This window comes from Gemmatimonas sp. (assembly GCF_031426495.1).
GTDB lineage: Bacteria > Gemmatimonadota > Gemmatimonadetes > Gemmatimonadales > Gemmatimonadaceae > Gemmatimonas.
In genome coordinates, this window is record NZ_JANPLK010000059.1 from 173,263 (window position 1) to 190,364 (window position 17,102).

The 17,102-nt window shown below is 65.1% G+C and carries 13 protein-coding genes; 5 read left to right on the forward strand and 8 right to left on the reverse strand.

The genetic code is table 11. From position 1 onward, the window contains the following. Positions 1-247: 247 nt before the first annotated feature. Positions 248-2,230 carry a Xaa-Pro dipeptidyl-peptidase gene (locus RMP10_RS15510; RefSeq protein WP_310571102.1) on the forward strand — a complete coding sequence of 661 codons (1,983 nt, stop codon included), beginning with the start codon at positions 248-250 and terminating at the stop codon, positions 2,228-2,230. Positions 2,231-2,292: 62 nt separating this feature from the next. Next, positions 2,293-5,334: a hypothetical protein gene (locus tag RMP10_RS15515; RefSeq protein WP_310571103.1), complete on the forward strand. Its 3,042-nt coding sequence runs from the start codon at positions 2,293-2,295 to the stop codon at positions 5,332-5,334. A 24-nt stretch (positions 5,335-5,358) separates the two neighbouring features. Here the strand turns inward: RMP10_RS15515 and RMP10_RS15520 are convergent, their stop codons facing one another. Further along, positions 5,359-7,242, reverse strand: a complete 1,884-nt coding sequence (locus RMP10_RS15520) for a CocE/NonD family hydrolase (RefSeq protein WP_310571104.1) — start codon at positions 7,240-7,242, stop codon at positions 5,359-5,361. A 183-nt stretch (positions 7,243-7,425) separates the two neighbouring features. On the opposite strand from RMP10_RS15520, the gene RMP10_RS15525 reads away from it, so the two are divergent. Next, positions 7,426-7,791, forward strand: a complete 366-nt coding sequence (locus RMP10_RS15525) for a hypothetical protein (protein WP_310571105.1) — start codon at positions 7,426-7,428, stop codon at positions 7,789-7,791. On the opposite strand, the gene RMP10_RS15530 is transcribed toward RMP10_RS15525, so the two are convergent. The 3 genes from RMP10_RS15530 to RMP10_RS15540 all read right to left on the reverse strand — a co-directional run bounded on the left by RMP10_RS15530 (position 7,765) and on the right by RMP10_RS15540 (position 9,635). Continuing rightward, positions 7,765-7,983: a hypothetical protein gene (locus tag RMP10_RS15530; protein ID WP_310571106.1), complete on the reverse strand. Its 219-nt coding sequence runs from the start codon at positions 7,981-7,983 to the stop codon at positions 7,765-7,767. The genes RMP10_RS15525 and RMP10_RS15530 overlap by 27 nt on opposite strands. Positions 7,984-8,252: 269 nt before the next feature. Beyond that, positions 8,253-9,122 (reverse strand): serine/threonine-protein phosphatase, encoded by an 870-nt coding sequence (locus RMP10_RS15535; RefSeq protein WP_310571107.1) that lies wholly within the window; start codon positions 9,120-9,122, stop codon positions 8,253-8,255. A 177-nt stretch (positions 9,123-9,299) separates the two neighbouring features. Further along, positions 9,300-9,635, reverse strand: coding sequence for a hypothetical protein (locus tag RMP10_RS15540; RefSeq protein WP_309673328.1), 336 nt, complete (start codon positions 9,633-9,635; stop codon positions 9,300-9,302). 115 nt (positions 9,636-9,750) lie between these two features. Here RMP10_RS15540 and RMP10_RS15545 point away from each other — a divergent pair, with 115 nt between their 5' ends. Further along, positions 9,751-10,425 carry a PEP-CTERM sorting domain-containing protein gene (locus RMP10_RS15545; protein ID WP_310571108.1) on the forward strand — a complete coding sequence of 225 codons (675 nt, stop codon included), beginning with the start codon at positions 9,751-9,753 and terminating at the stop codon, positions 10,423-10,425. Here RMP10_RS15545 and RMP10_RS15550 read toward each other — a convergent pair. After that, positions 10,422-11,498: an alkene reductase gene (locus tag RMP10_RS15550; protein ID WP_310571109.1), complete on the reverse strand. Its 1,077-nt coding sequence runs from the start codon at positions 11,496-11,498 to the stop codon at positions 10,422-10,424. The two genes, RMP10_RS15545 and RMP10_RS15550, sit on opposite strands and share 4 nt — an antisense overlap. A gap of 129 nt (positions 11,499-11,627) precedes the next feature. On the opposite strand from RMP10_RS15550, the gene RMP10_RS15555 reads away from it, so the two are divergent. After that, positions 11,628-12,221, forward strand: coding sequence for a TetR/AcrR family transcriptional regulator (locus RMP10_RS15555; protein WP_310571110.1), 594 nt, complete (start codon positions 11,628-11,630; stop codon positions 12,219-12,221). A gap of 34 nt (positions 12,222-12,255) precedes the next feature. Here RMP10_RS15555 and RMP10_RS15560 read toward each other — a convergent pair whose 3' ends face one another. The 3 genes from RMP10_RS15560 to RMP10_RS15570 form a co-directional block, all read right to left on the reverse strand. Beyond that, positions 12,256-13,317: a DUF1028 domain-containing protein gene (locus tag RMP10_RS15560; protein WP_310571111.1), complete on the reverse strand. Its 1,062-nt coding sequence runs from the start codon at positions 13,315-13,317 to the stop codon at positions 12,256-12,258. Beyond that, positions 13,317-15,497, reverse strand: coding sequence for a prolyl oligopeptidase family serine peptidase (locus tag RMP10_RS15565; protein ID WP_310571112.1), 2,181 nt, complete (start codon positions 15,495-15,497; stop codon positions 13,317-13,319). The genes RMP10_RS15560 and RMP10_RS15565 overlap by 1 nt, the downstream gene beginning before the upstream one ends. A 66-nt stretch (positions 15,498-15,563) precedes the next feature. Further along, positions 15,564-17,087 carry a fumarate hydratase gene (locus RMP10_RS15570; RefSeq protein WP_310571113.1) on the reverse strand — a complete coding sequence of 508 codons (1,524 nt, stop codon included), beginning with the start codon at positions 17,085-17,087 and terminating at the stop codon, positions 15,564-15,566. Positions 17,088-17,102 lie beyond the last annotated feature (15 nt).

The following is a 17,102-nucleotide window of genomic DNA, read 5'->3' on the forward strand; positions in this document are numbered from 1 at the left end:
ACCACGGATTGAAACACAAACGAGAATTGGGACTCGTCGCGTGCCACGACCTCGCAGCGCCACTCGGCCGCGATCCGTGCGCATTCGCGCCAATCCGCGGTAGGCAGTTTCGTCGAAGGGTCGCACCAAATCGCCCTGGTGCGACCACTACTCCCCCTCGAGCCGTTCGGCCCGCACATTGCGCAACGGCGATCTCTGCCGCCGTTTTCCCTGAAGGTCACGTCGCCTCCATTATCAGACATCGCGTATGAGCCGTCGTTTCGCCCTCGCCAGCCTTCGCGCGCCCACGGCCCTGGCTGCCGTCTTCGCTGCCCGTACGGCCCTCGCGCAGCCATCGGCGGCGCCTGCCGCAGCGCCCGCCACCCCTGCTACCCCGGTGTTCGTCAACGGTATGGCGCAGGTGGTCCCCGCGTGGCGCGATTCCTCGTCGTGGATTCGCCACGACCTGTGGGTTGAGACGGATTTCGACAGCGATCGCGACGGCCGAAAGGATCGCGTGCACGTGGACGTCACGCGCCCCGCGCAGACCGAGGGCGGTGGCCTAAAAGTGCCGGTGCTCTACGGCGCGAGTCCGTACTTCGCCGGCACCTCGCGTGACGATTCCAACTGGAACGTGCAGCAGGAACTCGGCGATCAGCCGCCTAGTCGACGCGCGCTGGTAGCGCCGGTGCACCAGCCCAATCGTCGGCGCATCTCGAATGCGCTGGTAAACGAATGGGTGCCGCGCGGCTTTGCGGTGGTGCACTCAGAGGCGACCGGTACCGGCTTGTCGCAGGGCTGTGCGACCGTGGGCGACTACCCCGAACGGGCGCCGATGAAGTTTGTGATCGATTGGCTGAACGGCCGCGCCAAGGGCTACACGACGCCCACCGGTCGCGAAGAAGTGCGCGCCACCGGATGGTCGACCGGAAAAGTCGGCATGATTGGCACGTCGTACGAAGGCACGCTTCCTTTGGCCGCGGCCACGACCGGCGTGAAGGGACTCGAAGTCGTCGTGCCCGTGTCGCCGAACACCTCCTACTACCTGTACTATCGCTCGAACGGACTCGTGCGCTCACCGGGCGGGTATCTCGGTGAAGATGTCGACGTGCTGTACGACTTCGTGGCCAGCGGTGACCCGGCCACGCGCGCCAAGTGTGACGTGATCTGGAAAACCAACGTGTTCGCGGGGCGAAAGGGCCAGGACCGCGCCACCGGCGACTTCAACGACTTCTGGAAGAAGCGCGATCTGTTGCCGTACGTGAAGCATATCAAGGCCGCTGTGCTGCTCGCGCATGGCCTCAACGACTACAACGTGACGCCGGCGCATAGCGTGCGCATCTACGACGAGATGAAGGCGCGTGGACTGCCCGTGGGACTGTATCTGCATCAAGGCGGACATGGCGGGAATCCGCCGGCCGACATGCTCAATCGCTGGTTCAGCCACTACCTGTACGGCGTGAACAACGGCGTGCCGGGTGATCAGTCGGCGTACATCGTACAGGACGCCGGGGCGCAGGCGCCGATGGCGGCGGTCGCCGCGGCCCCATCGACTGGTGCACCGGCGGCGAACCCGCGGCTGCGCGCCACCGCGTTGCCGACGCCGTTCGCGGCCTTCCCCGTACCCGGCACGCAGGTCGTGACGCTGCATCCCACTACCGGTGGACGCCGCATCGCGTCGCTCGCGTTCGCTCCCGTGGCGACCGGCGCCGAATCACTGATCGATGACGTCGCGTTCAGCGGCAGCGCGCTCGCCAGCGCGCCCACGTCGCCGAATCGCCTGCTGTACGCCACGCCCGTGCTCACCGACACCGTACATATCTCCGGCACGCCGCGCGTGACGCTGCGCATGGCCGCCAATGTGAAAGCGGCGAATCTCAGCGTGTGGCTCGTCATGCTTCCCTACGACTCGGCGCGCGTGGGCTCACAGAGCTACAAGGGCAACGTGTCGCACGGTTGGGCCGATCTGCAGAACGCCAAGTCGCTCAAGAAAGGCGGAGACTATGCGTCGAAGGATCGGGGCAAGCCGCTCAAGGCGGGCGAATATCGCGACGTCACTTTCGACCTCGAACCGACGGATGAATTCATTCCCGCCGGCAAGCAGCTCGCGGTGATGATCATGTCGAGCGATCGCGAGTTCACGTTGTGGCCGAAGGCAGGGGCCGAGCTTACGCTCGACCTCGCGAAGTCCTCGTTCGCCATTCCGATCGTCGGCGGCGCGCGCGCGCTTCAGAACGCCGGCATGCGCTGATGATTCCTCGACGATTCTTCGATGATTCCTCGATGATTCCTTTCCACCCACACGCCACCGTGATGCGTTCTCTGTTTCGTCTCGCCGCACCGACACTGCTCCTGGCAGGCGTCGCGGGCGCGCAAACTCCCGACGCGGCCACTCTGAACGGCCTACGTTGGCGTTCGATCGGCCCCGTGAACATGGCCGGACGCATCACCGACGTCGAAGCGCACCCCAGCGCGCCGAAAACGTTCTATGTGGCCGGCGCCACCGGCGGCATCTGGAAGACGGTGAACGCCGGCACGTCCTTTGTGCCGCTCTGGGAGAAGGGGCCGATTGCCTCGATGGGGGATCTCGCGATTGCCCCAAGCAATCCGAAGATCATCTGGGCGGGCACGGGCGAAGAAGACTCGCGCAACTCCGTGGCGCCGGGCTACGGCATCTACAAATCGTTGGACGGCGGGGTGACGTGGCAGAGCATGGGCCTCGAGAAGACGCAGCATATCGGGCGCATTCTCGTGCATCCCACCAACCCCGACATCGTATATGTCGCGGCGCTTGGCGCACTCTGGGCGACCAACCCCGAGCGTGGCCTCTACAAGACGATCGACGGCGGCAAAACCTGGACGCTGAGTAAGTTCATCAGCGAGAAGGCCGGCTTCGTGGATCTCGCGATGGACCCGCGCGATCCGAACGTGCTCTATGCCACCAGCTGGGAGCGGATTCGCAAGGCGCATTTTCTCAAAAGCGGTGGCCCCGGCTCCGCGCTCTGGAAGTCCACCGACGGCGGCGCGACATGGAAGGAGATCACCGGCGGTGGCTTCCCGGCTACGGCGAAGGGACGGATCAATCTCGCGATCGCACCGAGCAATCCCGACATGGTGTACGCCATGGTCGAAGCCGACAGCGTGCGTGGCGCCAAGCCGCAACGATTGTTGAGCGGACTGTATCGCTCAAACGATGCCGGTGCGACGTGGACGTGGATGAGCACCGTCAACAATCGGCCGTTCTATTTCTCGCAAATCCGCATCGATCCGAAGAACGCCGATCGCGTGTACCGCATGGCCGTCGACTTCGCGTTCTCCGACGACGGCGGGCGCTCGTGGCGCGCGGGCATGGTGGGTATCCACGAAGACTATCACGGCATGTGGATCGATCCCAACGACCCCGAGCATTTCATCGTCGGTGGTGACGCGGGCATCTTTCAGACGTGGGACAAGGGCGGCACGTACGACGCCGTCAACAACATGGCCATGGGCCAGTTCTACGGGATCAGCTACGACTTTCAGGTCCCGTATCGCGTGTGTGGTGGCCTGCAGGACAACGGTACATCGTGCGGGTTGAGTCGTCGCGCCGGTGCCCCGCTGCAGATGACTGACTGGTTCGCGATCTTTGCCGCCGATGGTCTGCAGACGGCGCAGGACCCATTCAATCCGGACTACGTGTACTACGAGTCGCAGGGCGGCAACATCGCGCGGCGCAACGTGGCCACCGGCGAAGTGATCAGCGTGAAGGCGCGCACGGTCACGCGCACGCAGTTCGGTCAGCAGATCGCGCGTATCCGCGGTGCCGGCACGGCACCGCTCACGCCGGAGCAGACGAAGAGTATCGCCGGCATCCGCCTGCAGATGAAGAAGGAGATGGCCGATCCCAACGTCGCGACGCGTTGGAACTGGAACACGCCGTTCATCCTCTCGCGTCACGACGCGAACGTGCTGTACTCGGGCGCCGAGAAGCTGTTCAAGTCGGTGAAGAAGGGTGAGGAGCCGTACGCGATTTCGCCCGACCTGTCGTCGCGCGACGAAGCACGCATCCGCATCACTACCGGTTTCGATATCGAAGGCAATCCGGCGGTGGACGCCACCGGTGGGATCACGCGCGATGCGACCGGCGCCGAGGAGAACGCCACGATCGTGACCATCGCCGAGTCGCCGTTCAAGGCGGGTGTACTGTACGTGGGTACGAACGACGGCAAGGTGTGGCTCACGAAGAACGACGGTGGCGCCTGGGAAGATCTGAGCGCGCGCTTCGCTGGTGTTCCGCCGTTCACGCACGTGAGCAAGATCGAGGCGAGTCCGTCCGACTCTGCCACCGTATTCGTCGCCTTCGACAATCATCGCGACAATGACTTCGCGCCGTATCTGTTCGTCTCGACCGATTTCGGCAAGACGTTCCGCTCGATCTCAGCCGGCCTCAAGGTCGGTCGCCCAAACACGGTGTATGTGGTGCGCGAGGATCCGTTCAACGCCGCACTGCTGTACGCCGGCACCGAACTGGGTGTGTACGCGTCACTCGACAAGGGCGTCACGTGGTTCACGCTCGACAACAACCTCCCCACGGTGCCGGTGTACGACCTGCAGGTACATCCGCGCGATCGTGAGCTGATCGCCGGCACGCACGGTCGAGGTGTGCAGATTCTCGATGTGTCCGCGCTGGAGCAGTTCACGGCGGCCGCGTTGTCGGCGTCGGCGGTGCTCTTCAAGCCCACCGTGGCGCTGCAGTACGGCGAGCGTCCGCCGGGATCGGAGCCCCGTGCGCAGCGCATGTGGCGCGGTGATCGCGTGCCGACCGGAGCGGCTATCACCTATCGGCTCGCCGCCCCGGTGACCGGAGGCGCACCGCGCATCACGGTCCTCAGCGCCGCCGGCGACACGATTGCCCGCCTGCTCGGCACGAATACCGCGGGACTGAACACCGTCACGTGGAACCTGCAGGCGACCGGTGCGCAGATGCCGGGACCGAACACCGGTGGCCGTGGTGGATTCGGCGGTGGATTTGGGGGCGGACCGCAACCCACCGGCAACAGCAGCGATCCTGGCTTCCCCGCCGGCTTCAACGCGCGTCCGGCGGAATCGCGTGGCGCGGCCGACAGCACCGGCACGCCGGAGAACCAGGCGAAGGCGCTGATCGCGGCCCAGAATCGTGCCCCGGCCGCCGGTGGACCTGGTGGCGTCGGCGGTGGTGGAGGCGGTTTCGGTGGACAGCGTCCGGCGTTCGTGGAAACGGGCGACTATCGCATCGTGCTCGAACTCCCGGGCCAACCCAACGCGTCGTCGCAGTCATTGCGCGTGATGCGCGTGTCGCCCGAAGAACGCGCCGTGTTGGTGCCGACGCGGCGGTAGCATCGAGCGCGCCGTCGCGTCACCTCACGGCCGAATCCCCGTGACCACCGGCAGCACGATCTTCGAGGCCTTGCCCTTACTGCGATAAATGCGCTGCGTCGCGGCGCGGAAGTCGCCCGGCTTGGCCTCGAAGATGTTCGGGACGAACGTCTGCGGGTTCCGGTCGATCAGCGGGAACCAGCTGCTCTGCACCTGGATCATCACGCGGTGTCCCTTCTTGAAGGTGTACGCCTGCGTGTGCAGGTCGATCGTGATCGCCTCGGGCACGTTGGGCACGAGCGGCACCGGCTTCTCGACGCTCTTCCGGAAGCGCGCCCGATACACGTCGTTGGCGACCATGAATTGGTAGCCGTTCATCTTGAGCTCCGGCATCCCGCTGTCCGGATACACGTCGATGAGCTTCACCACATAGTCGGCATCGGTGCCACTCGTGGCGACGTGCAGCGTGACGGCGAGATCACCAGCGATCGTGAGGTCGTCAGTCAGTGTTTGCAGCTCCCAGCTCAGCACATCGGGGCGATTGTGCACGAAGCGCTGATCTTCCGTGAGCCAGGTGCTCCAGGTGGAGCCGGGCCCATATGTCATCTGCACCGGCCGCTGTCGGTAGGGCACCGGCTTCGCCGGGTCGGACACATACGCGTCGTACGCCGGTGCTGTGGCGGCGGGTGGCTCCCACGCCAATGCGCCCCCTTCACGCAGGTAGAGACTGCGTGGTGACACCGCGGTCTTTGGTGGCCACGTGTCGTAGCGCTTCCACATATTGCTGCCCGCTTCGAACACGAGCGCCTCGGGCAACGTCCACCCGGCCACGTCGCGCTGCTCGGGGTGCAGGTGACGCGCGAAGAACGGCGCCATGATCGAGTCACGGAAAAAACGTGCGGTCGGTTGCCCGAATTGAATCGGCCCGAGCGCTGTGCCTTCACCGCGCATCCAGCCGCCGTGATTCCACGGACCGACGACCAGGAAGTTCTTCCCTTCGCGATCGTGCTTCTCGAGTTCGCGATAGATCGTGACCGGCCCGTAGAAGTCCTCCTGATCCCACCACCCTGCGACATGCAACGCGGGTACCGTGACCTTGTCGAGATAGCCCGCCATCGCCTGACGCTGCCAGAACGCGTCGAAGTTGGGGTGGCCCGCAAAGTCGTTCCATGTGGGAATTGTCCCCTTCAAATACCGGTCGTTCACATTCTTCAGCGAGCCGAGCTTGAGGTACCACTCGTAGGTGTCGTAGGCGTCCATCGAGAACTGCTTCACATCTTTGCCGCTCTCCATCATGGTGGCGTACTCGAAGCCGTAGCTCAGACGGAACGCGCCGTTGTGATGGAAATCATCGCCCTTCCACATATCGGCCGGGGACGCTTGCGGGGAGGCCGCCTTGAGCGCCGGATGTGGATCGAGCATCGCCATCGCCGTCGTCCAGCCGGGATATGATACGCCCGTCATGCCCACGCGCCCATTGTTGTTCGGCACGTGCGAGAGCAGCCATTCGATGCTGTCGTAGGCGTCGGTACTTTCGTCGATCGCCTTCGGGTCGGCGCGGTTGGCGCGCGGCGGCCGCTGCATCACGAACTGTCCTTCAGACTTGAACTTGCCGCGGATGTCCTGAAACACGAACACGTAGCCGTCCCGCGCGATGTCGCGGGCCATGAAGCCCCAGTTGGCGGCCACGCTGCCCGGCGTGTTGCCGTCGACCCCGTACGGCGTGCGGACGAACAGGAACGGTAGCGGACGCGCCGGATTCACCGGTGCCACGATGCGGGTGTAGAGTCGCGTTCCATCACGCATCGGGATCATCGACTCGGTGAGCGCGTAGGCCGCCGCCGCGGGCGCGGTCGCGGGCGTAGACGGCTGGGCGGTGAGCGCACGCCCGGCGAGCAGCAGCAGGGGGAGGAATCGAGAGAGTCGCATGGGATAACATGCATCGCGAATGGCATGCTCGGCGAATGCGCCGCGTTATCTTCTGGCATGTGCCCCGACACTTTCCGACCAGCGTGTGCCCGCATCAGGCAGTTGATCCGTACCGCGACCCACGGTATCCTCGCGATGGCCATCCCCGTGACGATGTTCACGGCGTGCTACGCGAGAACACGCGTGACCACGCCGCCTTCGGAGATCCTCGGACGATTCGTCGACGACTACGGGAACGCCTTCGCGCTCTCCGTGCAGCGCTTCGACCAACTACCGCGCGGGCGCTTCGATATTGTCGAGTGGCACCTCGAGGAGCGCTACTTCATCGCGCGCAACGACGCCGCCAATCCGCGCGACGGGGGACTCTGGACGCGAGTCGATTGGATGCCGTTCACGGGAATGGAACCCTACACTTGGGGATTCTGCCTCACGGCCTATCGCGCGCCGAACGTGCGTGAGGCGCGCCAAACGTCAGCGCCCAATCGCGACACCCCACGAACCGGCTGCAACGGTTTCCCCTTCTCACGCATGCGGCGCGCACCGACCTAGGCGAATTCCGGCCAGCATGCGCACTTTCACCGCCGCCGCGTCGCGTTCCGCGATCACGCGCTCGCGCTCGAGCTCCTTCGCCTTCAGCAGACCAGCGTCGGCGACATGGACGAACATCCCGTGCACGACACCGTCCTGAATATCTGGCGCGTACGTCGCGATGCTGTCGCGATGACCGGAGCCGTCTGGCATGGGAATGCGTCGTTCGAACTGCTGGCGCTCGCCGGCCTAGGCGGCGCGAATGAACGGTTCATTCAGCAGGTAGATCGGCCCAAGAATGTCCGGCGGCAGAGTTGTGGCGTCCGAGCGTACGTGTGCAAGTCCAGTGAACGGAGCGAATGCGCTGAGGCGGAAGAGCGTGAAGCTGGGCGCGCCACACCACTCCGTTGAGTGGTGGGCGTGATGACTCTGGTCCCACCCCCGCTGCACTGCGCACGACCGTTCTCCCCGAAGCCGTGCAGCTACGCGACCGGCTTTGGTGTGGTCCGCCCAATGATGATGGTGATGTTGTCGCTGCCGCCGCCGTCGAGCGCTTCCTGCAGCAGCTGCTCCGCCGCCTGTTTCGCACTCGTCATCGATCCCAGTATCTCGGCGATGCGGGCATCGGTCACGTGCTTCGTGAGTCCGTCCGAACAGATCAGGTGCACGTTGTTCCAGTCGGCATCGAGCCGCGTGACCACCGGCATCGTCTTGTCGGCACCGATCGCACTCGAGAGTACGTGTGCCATCGGCGAATTGCCCGCCGTGCTGGCCTTGAGAATGCCGTCGTCCACCAGATCCTGCGCCATGGTCTGATCGCGCGTGACTTGCGACAGTACCCCGTTGCGCCACACGTAGTAGCGCGAGTCGCCTACCTGGAGCAGGTAGTAGGTCGGCCACACACCGATGTACATGGTGAGCGTGGTGGCCATGGTGCCGCGCAGCCCCTGCTCATCGCGTCGCGCGCGGACGGCGTCGTGCGCCTGCATCGCCGCCGACTGCAGCAGTTCGCTGAACTCCGTCGCGTCGGCCGTCGCCCCGTAGTACACCGTGACGCTGCCGTCGACATAGCGCATCAGGGATTCCAGCGCGATCGCACTCGCTTCAGCACCGCCCACACCGCCGCCCACCCCATCGGCCACCATCGCCAGATACGCGAGACGCTGCTCCCCGTTGGGAAAGCGCTGCTCGATGTCGGGCAGATTGCTGGAGATGACGTTGATGCGCTTGTGGAACGTGGCCATCAGGTAGTGATCCTGATTCTCCTTGCGCACCGTACCGGTGTGCGAGAGGCCGAACACGTCCATTTCGTCGTCGCGCGGCTTGCGCGGGGGGGCTGCAGTTTCGCTCATCGGAAGGGGCGGCGGGTCAGCGAATAGGATAGCTCGCACGATGGGCTGTGGCGAGCCGTCCGACGGCGCAGATCGCGACTTCCTCGACGAGGTGGGACGATGCGGTACGAGCGGGGGACGAGGTGCCATCGCCAGCGGACTCGAGAGCAGGTGGTCCGTTCGCGCGCGCTCTCGCGCTCAATGCAGTGGCTGAACTTCGACAAAGGCCGCGTACACGCGATCCAGCTCGATGCGCATGCCGTCGTCGCGCTGCAGCATCACGCTGCGACTGGTGCAGCGTTCACAACGCATCACAACCCCCGGGTGAATGCCAACAGACAGGCAATGATCCCGGACGATGTCGAACAAGACGGCGCCAACGGCCACGCGCTCTCCGACATGGATGTCGATCAGCGAACGGGGCGTCTCGAGCACCGGAGTGGCAATCAGCATGCGCTCCTCGTCGAACCGATTGATGATGAAGGGTGTTGCCGGCAAACCGTCAATGTCGAGCTCATGTGCGTGGCGACTCACATACCTGAGCGCACAGCGAGCGCGAGCACGAAACATGCGTCTCGCGTCACGTGCGGTCGGCCGTGCGTCGAGCCGAACCGCGCTGGCGAATCATCTCTCCGACGAAGGAGCATGTATGAATTGGCATCACCTCTCTGCCGTGGCGTTTGCCGTCACACTCAGCACCCCCGTAGTCGCTCGCGCACAGTTTGTTGTCTACACGAATCAGGCCACGTTCCTGGCCGCTGTGACAAACGCCGGTGTCGATACGTTCACGGGCTTCAACACGAGCAGCTCAACGCCGTCCCCCATTGTGCGCACGGCCGGCCCGTACCGTTACACCGCGTTCGTGACCAACGGCGGAGACTTCTTCGGCGCGGGGACCGTGGCCAATCCGTGGCTCTCCACGAACACGGCCACCGACGCGATCACCTTCGGAAGCTTTATCGGCGGCGTAGGGGCCGTCGGCGGCAACTTCTTCGGCTCCAACATCGCCGGCGCGTTCCAGAGCGGAAATATTCTGGTCACATATGTCGACGCCATGGGCGCACAGTCCACAACTCTCATCGCGCCGAGTACCAGTAGCTTCTTCGGTGTCGTATCACAGCGCTCCGCCATCACGTCGTTCACGGTCAGCGCGGTTCAACCGTCGGATACGGAAGTTCTCTGGCCGACCGTCGACAATCTGACACTCGCGCAGACGACTGTGCCTGAGCCTGGCACCTACGCGCTGCTTGCGACGGGCCTGCTGGCGATTGGCATCACCACCCGACGCAAGCGTGCGTTGGTGCGCGACCAAGCGAAGACTTAGGCCGAAAGCACCGGGTAATCGGTGTAGCCCTTGTCGCCCGGCGTGTAGAACGTGGCGAAGTCGGGGGCGTTCAGCGGCGCATCATGCTGCAAGCGCGCCACCAGGTCGGGGTTCGCGAGGGCACTGCGTCCAAACGCGACCAGATCCGCCTCGTTCGACGCGAGGATCGCCTCGGCCTTCGCCCGATCGAATCCACCCGACGCAATGAATGCGCCCTTGAACGACGCGCGAAGCTGTGCCCGCAATGAATCCGGGGCGTTCGGCGATCCCATTGACGCGTGATCGACGAGATGGAGATACACCAGTCCGAGGTCGCTCAGTCCCTGCACGAGCGCGACGATCTGCTCGTCGATGCCATCGAAGGCACCCATGTTGTTGAACGCGCCATACGGCGACAGACGAATACCGACACGGTCGGCGCCGATCGCCGCGACGGTAGCCGCCGCCACCTCAAGTGCAAAACGGTTGCGCCCCTCGGCGCTGCCGCCGTACGAGTCGGTGCGATGGTTGTGATTGCCGTTCAGGAACTGCTCGATCAGGTAGCCGTTGGCGGCGTGCAGTTCAATGCCATCGAAGCCCGCCTCGATGGCGCGCGTTGCGCTGTGCGCGTACTCGGCCACCACCGCGCGCACATCCTCCTCGGTCAGCGCATGCGGCACAGTGGCCGGCTGCAATCCTTCCGCGTCAGTGTACACCGGCTCAGGCAGCGCCACTGCCATTGGGCCCACCACGCGGGCGCCGGCCGGTAGGTTGAGCGCGCTGGACGCCCGGCCGGTATGCATCAGCTGCGCGAAGATCTTGCCGCCCTTGGCGTGCACCGCCTCAGTTATCGGCTTCCAGGCCGCCACCTGCTCATCGGAGTACAGTCCGGGAATGCGCGCGTAGCCCAGACCATCCGGCGCCGGCGAGGTCCCTTCGGTAATCAGCAGCCCAATGTCGGCGCGCTCGGCGTAATATGTGGCCATGATCGGCGTCGGCACGTGCGCAGCCGTGGCCCGGTTGCGCGTCATGGGAGCCATGACCAACCGGTTCTTGAGCGAAAGGCCGCGCAGGGCGTATGGTTCAAACAACATGTCGAGAATCCCGCCGGGAGGCAGCAATGCGTGGCGACACCCGGACCGATCCGCGACGCATATATTTACCGATCGGTAGTTATATTACCTATCGGTACGGAATTCGCAACCTCCACCCCATCGCTCACGATGGTTCGCGGTAGACCCCGGCAGTTCGATACAGAGGACGCGCTGGACCGTGTACTCACGGTCTTCTGGCGCGACGGGTTCGACGCGGCCTCGATGCAGGATTTGGCGGAGGCGGTGGGCGTCAGCAAGCCGAGCCTGTACGCGGCGTACGGCAATAAGGAGGCCCTGTATCTCGCGGCGCTGGAGCGCTACGCGACGACGTTCGGAACCGATCGGCTGGAGCGGCTGCACGCCGAGCCCGACGTGAAGCGGGCGGTGCACGACTTCTTGACGTCGCTGGTGGACGCCTACACGTGCACCGAGAGACCCACCGGCTGCATGATCGTGGCGAGCACGTCGAACTGCAACGCCTCGCACGTACCCGCCGCTATACAGTGTGCGATCAGCACCGCGTTGCACGGCTCGGCGGACGCCATGGAGACGCGCTTTCGTCGCGCGGTGAGTGAAGGGCAACTGCCCCCTGATCCGGACCCGCACGCGCTCGCCGCCTACGTAAGCACGGTCATGTCGGGCTTGAGCGTGCAAGCGCGCGGCGGGGCCAATACCGACGCGCTGCGCCAGGTGGTGTGCACCGCCATGCGGGCGTGGCCGTAAGCGGGCCAGCTCGCGCTATGGGAGGCCGCCGGTTTTACCGACGGATCATCGTCCCATCCAACAACTGCTGACGCACGGCCGCGGCTTTGCCCGCTCGCTCCAGTGCTGCCCACAATCGCGCAACCGTCTCGTCGTCAACCAAGCCAGCCGGTGATCCTCCCACGGCGGGCGTGCCCATCTTTTCGCTCGCACGGAACGCATCCACCGCCGCCACCGTCTCGGCCGTGAACAGATTCACGTCGACGCCGCGCGCCGCGATCGTTTCACCGCGCTTGTAAAAACCGAGGGCGTTGAGCATCACCTTGAGCTGATACACGTCGCCGCCGGAGAACTGCTCGAGTGTGCGATAGCCCAACGTCTGCGACACCGCATCGTAGATGCGCCGCAGCTCGCCCAGCGGATCAGCGTTTTCGCAGACATTGATGTTCGCGGTCTGACCATCGCTGCGTCGTGACATGCCCGGGCGCGCGTCGGCCACCACCACGGCCGCCGACGTGCGCAGTCCGTGGCGCTTGTCACCGCCGAGCACGAAGCCGGCGTTGAGCGCGGTGATGAGTCGGTCGGCCAGATGATACGGTTTGCCTTCGCTCGCTTCGAAGCTCTTGGCGACGGCCTCGATCACTTCGGGCCCTACGAGAATGTTTCCCTGCGTCACGTAGTTCTTGCCCGCGCGATGTCCCGCCCACGCGTTGGGACCGGAACCGGTGTGCTGCGCCGATCGCCCGTCCACCGAGATCACCGCCACCTGCCGTTGCTGAAATCCACTGTCGGCGGCCAGCGCGCGCTTGAGTGCCGCCTCCGGCGACTCACCGCGGGCCAGGGCGTCGAGCAACTCGTTGCCGTACTCCGTGCGCGTGCTGGCCTGCGTCGCCACCGCACCCACGCCTTTGCGCACCCACGGAACGCCATTGCCCACGCACGGTACGCGTGTGGTGACCGCCACGCCCACTTCACCGGTGCGCGGGTCGATGGCCGCGATGGAGAACGTGTGAAACACGAGCGAGTCGCGCCACGCAAACGGTTCCTGCGCTTGCGCTACTCGCGACGTTGCCGTCAAGGAGAGCGCAAGCGCGGCGGCAATACATGGGATTCGCATCAGCGTGGGCCTGGGCCGAGGTAACGATCGAAGTGTGCCACCAGCTTTCGCAGGAGGTACGTGGCGTAGTACGGGCGCTGTGTCCAGCCGTGCGTCGCCGCGGGCGCGAACGCGAAGTCGAAATCCTTGCCGCGCTTCATGAACTCTTCGGCAAGGGCGACGGCCGATGAGAACGGCACCACGTCGTCCTGCATGCCGTGAATGAGCAGCAGATGATCGCGCAGATTGCCGGCATACTGCAAGGCACCGCGCGTAAACGTTGCCGGGTGCGACTGCGGACGGCGCACGATCGCGACATCGTCGCTGCCGAACAGATACGGATCCGTTGCCGCCGCGCCGGCCACGCCCGCTTGAAACAATCCCGGCTTCTTGAGCAGCGAGTACACGGTGAGCGTCCCGCCGTAGCTGCTGCCCCAAATGCCGAAACGTGAAGCATCGACGAAGCGCAGGGACTTCATGTACGTCACGGCGCTCTCGAGATCGTCGAGGTCGCCACCGCCCCAATCCATCAGAAACTTCTCGCGGAATTCGCGACCGTAACCGGTGCTGCCGCGCACGTCGACCTGCACCACGATGTAGCCCTTCTCGAGCGCGAGATACTGTTGCAGCATGCCATTCATGCCACCCCAGCGGTTGCGCACGGTATTCGAGTACGCTGGGCCGAAGAGCACCGGGTAGTGCTTCGCGGAGTCGATGTTCGGCGGATAGAATACGCGAATGTGCAGCGGCACCGTGTCACTGCCGTTCTTGATGCGCAGGTACTGCGGGGCGATCCACGGAACGCGCGCGAACTCCGCGGTCGTGGACGTCGTGATGCGACGCTCGATGGCGCCGGGCCGCACATCCAACAGATAGAGCTCGGTGGGCTGTAGGTCACTCGACGACAGCAGCGCGATCGTGCTGCCGTCGGGCGACACAAACGGTGTGTGCGTGCCTGCGCGCGTCGTGAGTTGTCGCGATGGACCGCCCCCGGCACTCACGCGGAACACGTGACGCTCCGACGGGCGCGGGGCTGAACTCACGTAGTCGACACTCCGCGTTGCTGCGCGGGGAATGCCGGCACCAGCCACATCGTGCGGCCCCGACGTGAGCGCTACCGGGGCGGCATCACCCGGCACGACGCGATACAGTCGATACCGGTCATCCAAGTCGCCAGTGAGCACGATGCTCCGGCCATCGGCGCTCCACGCCGACGCGATGTCGTTGTACACGCGCGTCTCCCGGTGGTCCTGCCACGCGAGCCGTGGGGCCGGCGCAGCGGTAGTCAGCACATGAATCGTGCGGTCGATCGCATCGTCGCTCTCGCGGTCGATCATCAGCGTGCCGGTCGCCGACCAGGCGAAGTTGACGATGCGGGTGCGGCTGGAGTCGGGCAGCTCCACCATGCGCAGCGCCCGTGTGGCCACCTCGTACAGCGCGACCTTCCGCACTTCGTTGGCCTGACCGGGCGCGCCACGTCGCAGCGTGTTCATCGGCACCGAGTCGCCGAGGTAATACGGCATGCTGAAGCGCGGCACGCCACGTCGATCCACGTAGTGCATGGCAATCGTGCGCGAATCGGGGGACCAGGCATACGCCGGCGACGGTCCGCTCCACGTAGCGCCGCCGATCTCGACGTCGCGCCCGTAGTACGTGCCGAGCGGGATCTGGCCGATCGGCGCGATCGCTACACTCGTGGCGCGTGTGGGCGCTGCACCGCTCAGCGGAAGCAGCCACAGGTCGCCGTCGCGAAGAAACGATACCGTCGCGCCGTTCGGCGAGATCGCGAGCTCGCTCACCTCACCACGGCCGCTCGGCAGCAGCGTGCGTACGCCGGTCGCCATCGTGAAGCGCCAGAGCGAGTCCCCCTGCACGAACACGATCGCGCGTCCGTCGGGCGTCCACGTGAACTCGCTCACGCGGGCGGTAAGGTTCGCCGGCAGGAGGCGGCGCGGCACCGTGCCCGCGCGATCTACCGACCAGAGCGAGCGATCGGGGTGCGCCGCATCACTCCACAGAAAGGCCACCGCCCTCGAGTCGGGCGACCACAAGGGCGATGACGGGGCCGCACCCGCCAGCGGCGGTCCCGACGTGATCCGCTCGATGGTGAGCGGGGGGCGGGCGAGCGACGCCTGAGCGATGGCAACGCTGGGCGCGACCACGGTCAGCAACGCGACGAGTGTCCGGGCAATGGAGGGCATGGCCCGAACATACCGGTTCCGCCGCAAAAAACAGGGGGCGATCCGGTTCGACCGCCCCCGTGTGCCTTACCCGGCCAAAATCGGCAGATGCCGGATCTTTTCCTGCCATTCGCGCGGTCCTGTCTCATGCACGTTGCTGCCCGCGGCGTCGACCGCCACCGTGACCGGCATGTTCTCTACCTCGAACTCGTAGATCGCCTCCATGCCGAGGTCTTCGAACGCCACCACGCGTGACGCGCGGATTGCCTTGGACACGAGATACGCGGCGCCACCCACCGCCATCAGATACGCCGCCTTGTGCTTGCGAATTGCTTCGAGGCCAACCGGACCGCGCTCGGCCTTGCCGATCATCGAGATCAGCCCCGTCCGGGCCAGCATCATCTCGGTAAAGTTGTCCATGCGCGTGGCCGTCGTCGGGCCGGCCGGACCCACCGCTTCATCGCGCACGGGATCCACCGGGCCCACGTAGTAGATCACGCGATTGGTGAAGTCGACGCCCTCGGGCAGCCCTTCGCCCTTTTCGAACAGATCGGCGATGCGCTTGTGCGCGGCGTCGCGACCGGTCAGCAGCTTGCCGCTGAGCAGCAGGCGATCGCCGGCCGTCCAGGTGGCCACGATCTCGGGGGTGAGCGTGTCGAGGTTCACCTGCTTCGCGTTCACATCGGGACGCCATGTGACGTCTGGCCAGTCGGAGAGACTCGGCACCGGCAGCGTCACGGCGCCGCTGCCGTTGAGCGTGAAATGCGCGTGCCGCGTAGCCGCGCAGTTGGGGATCATCGCGATCGGCTTCGAGGCGGCGTGCGTGGGGCAATCGAAGATCTTGACGTCGAGCACAGTGGATAGGCCACCGAGTCCCTGCGCACCGATACCCAACGCGTTGATCTTGTCGCACAACTCGATGCGCAGCTCTTCGATCTTGTTCTGTGGGCCGCGCGCCTTGAGCTGCGTCATGTCGATATGCTCCATGAGCGATTCCTTTGCCATGAGCATCGCCTTTTCGGCGGTACCGCCGATGCCGATGCCGAGCATGCCCGGCGGACACCAGCCGGCACCCATGAGCGGTACCGTCTTCATGACCCAGTCCACGATCGAGTCGCTCGGATTCAGCATGGCAAATTTCGACTTGTTCTCCGAGCCGCCGCCCTTCGCCGCCAGCTTCACCTCGACGGTGTCACCCGGCACGATCTCGTAGTGCACGATGGCCGGCGTGTTGTCGCGCGTGTTCTTGCGCGTGAACGCCGGGTCGGCCACGATCGACGCCCGCAGCACGTTGTCGGACTGGAGGTAGGCGCGTCGCACCCCTTCGTTCACCATGTCCTGCACCGACATCGTCGCGTCCCACCTCACGTTCATGCCGACCTTGAGAAACACCACCACAATGCCGGTATCCTGGCAGATGGGACGATGTCCCTCGGCGCACATGCGCGAGTTGGTCAGGATCTGCGCGATCGCATCCTTGGCGGCCGGGCTACGTTCCTTCTCGTAGGCGTCGCCCAACGCGTGGATGTAGTCGAGCGGATGGAAATACGAGATGTGCTGCAGCGCGTCCGCGATGGACTGGATGAAGTCGGCTTGGGCGATGGTGGTCATGACTGGAAAATAGTC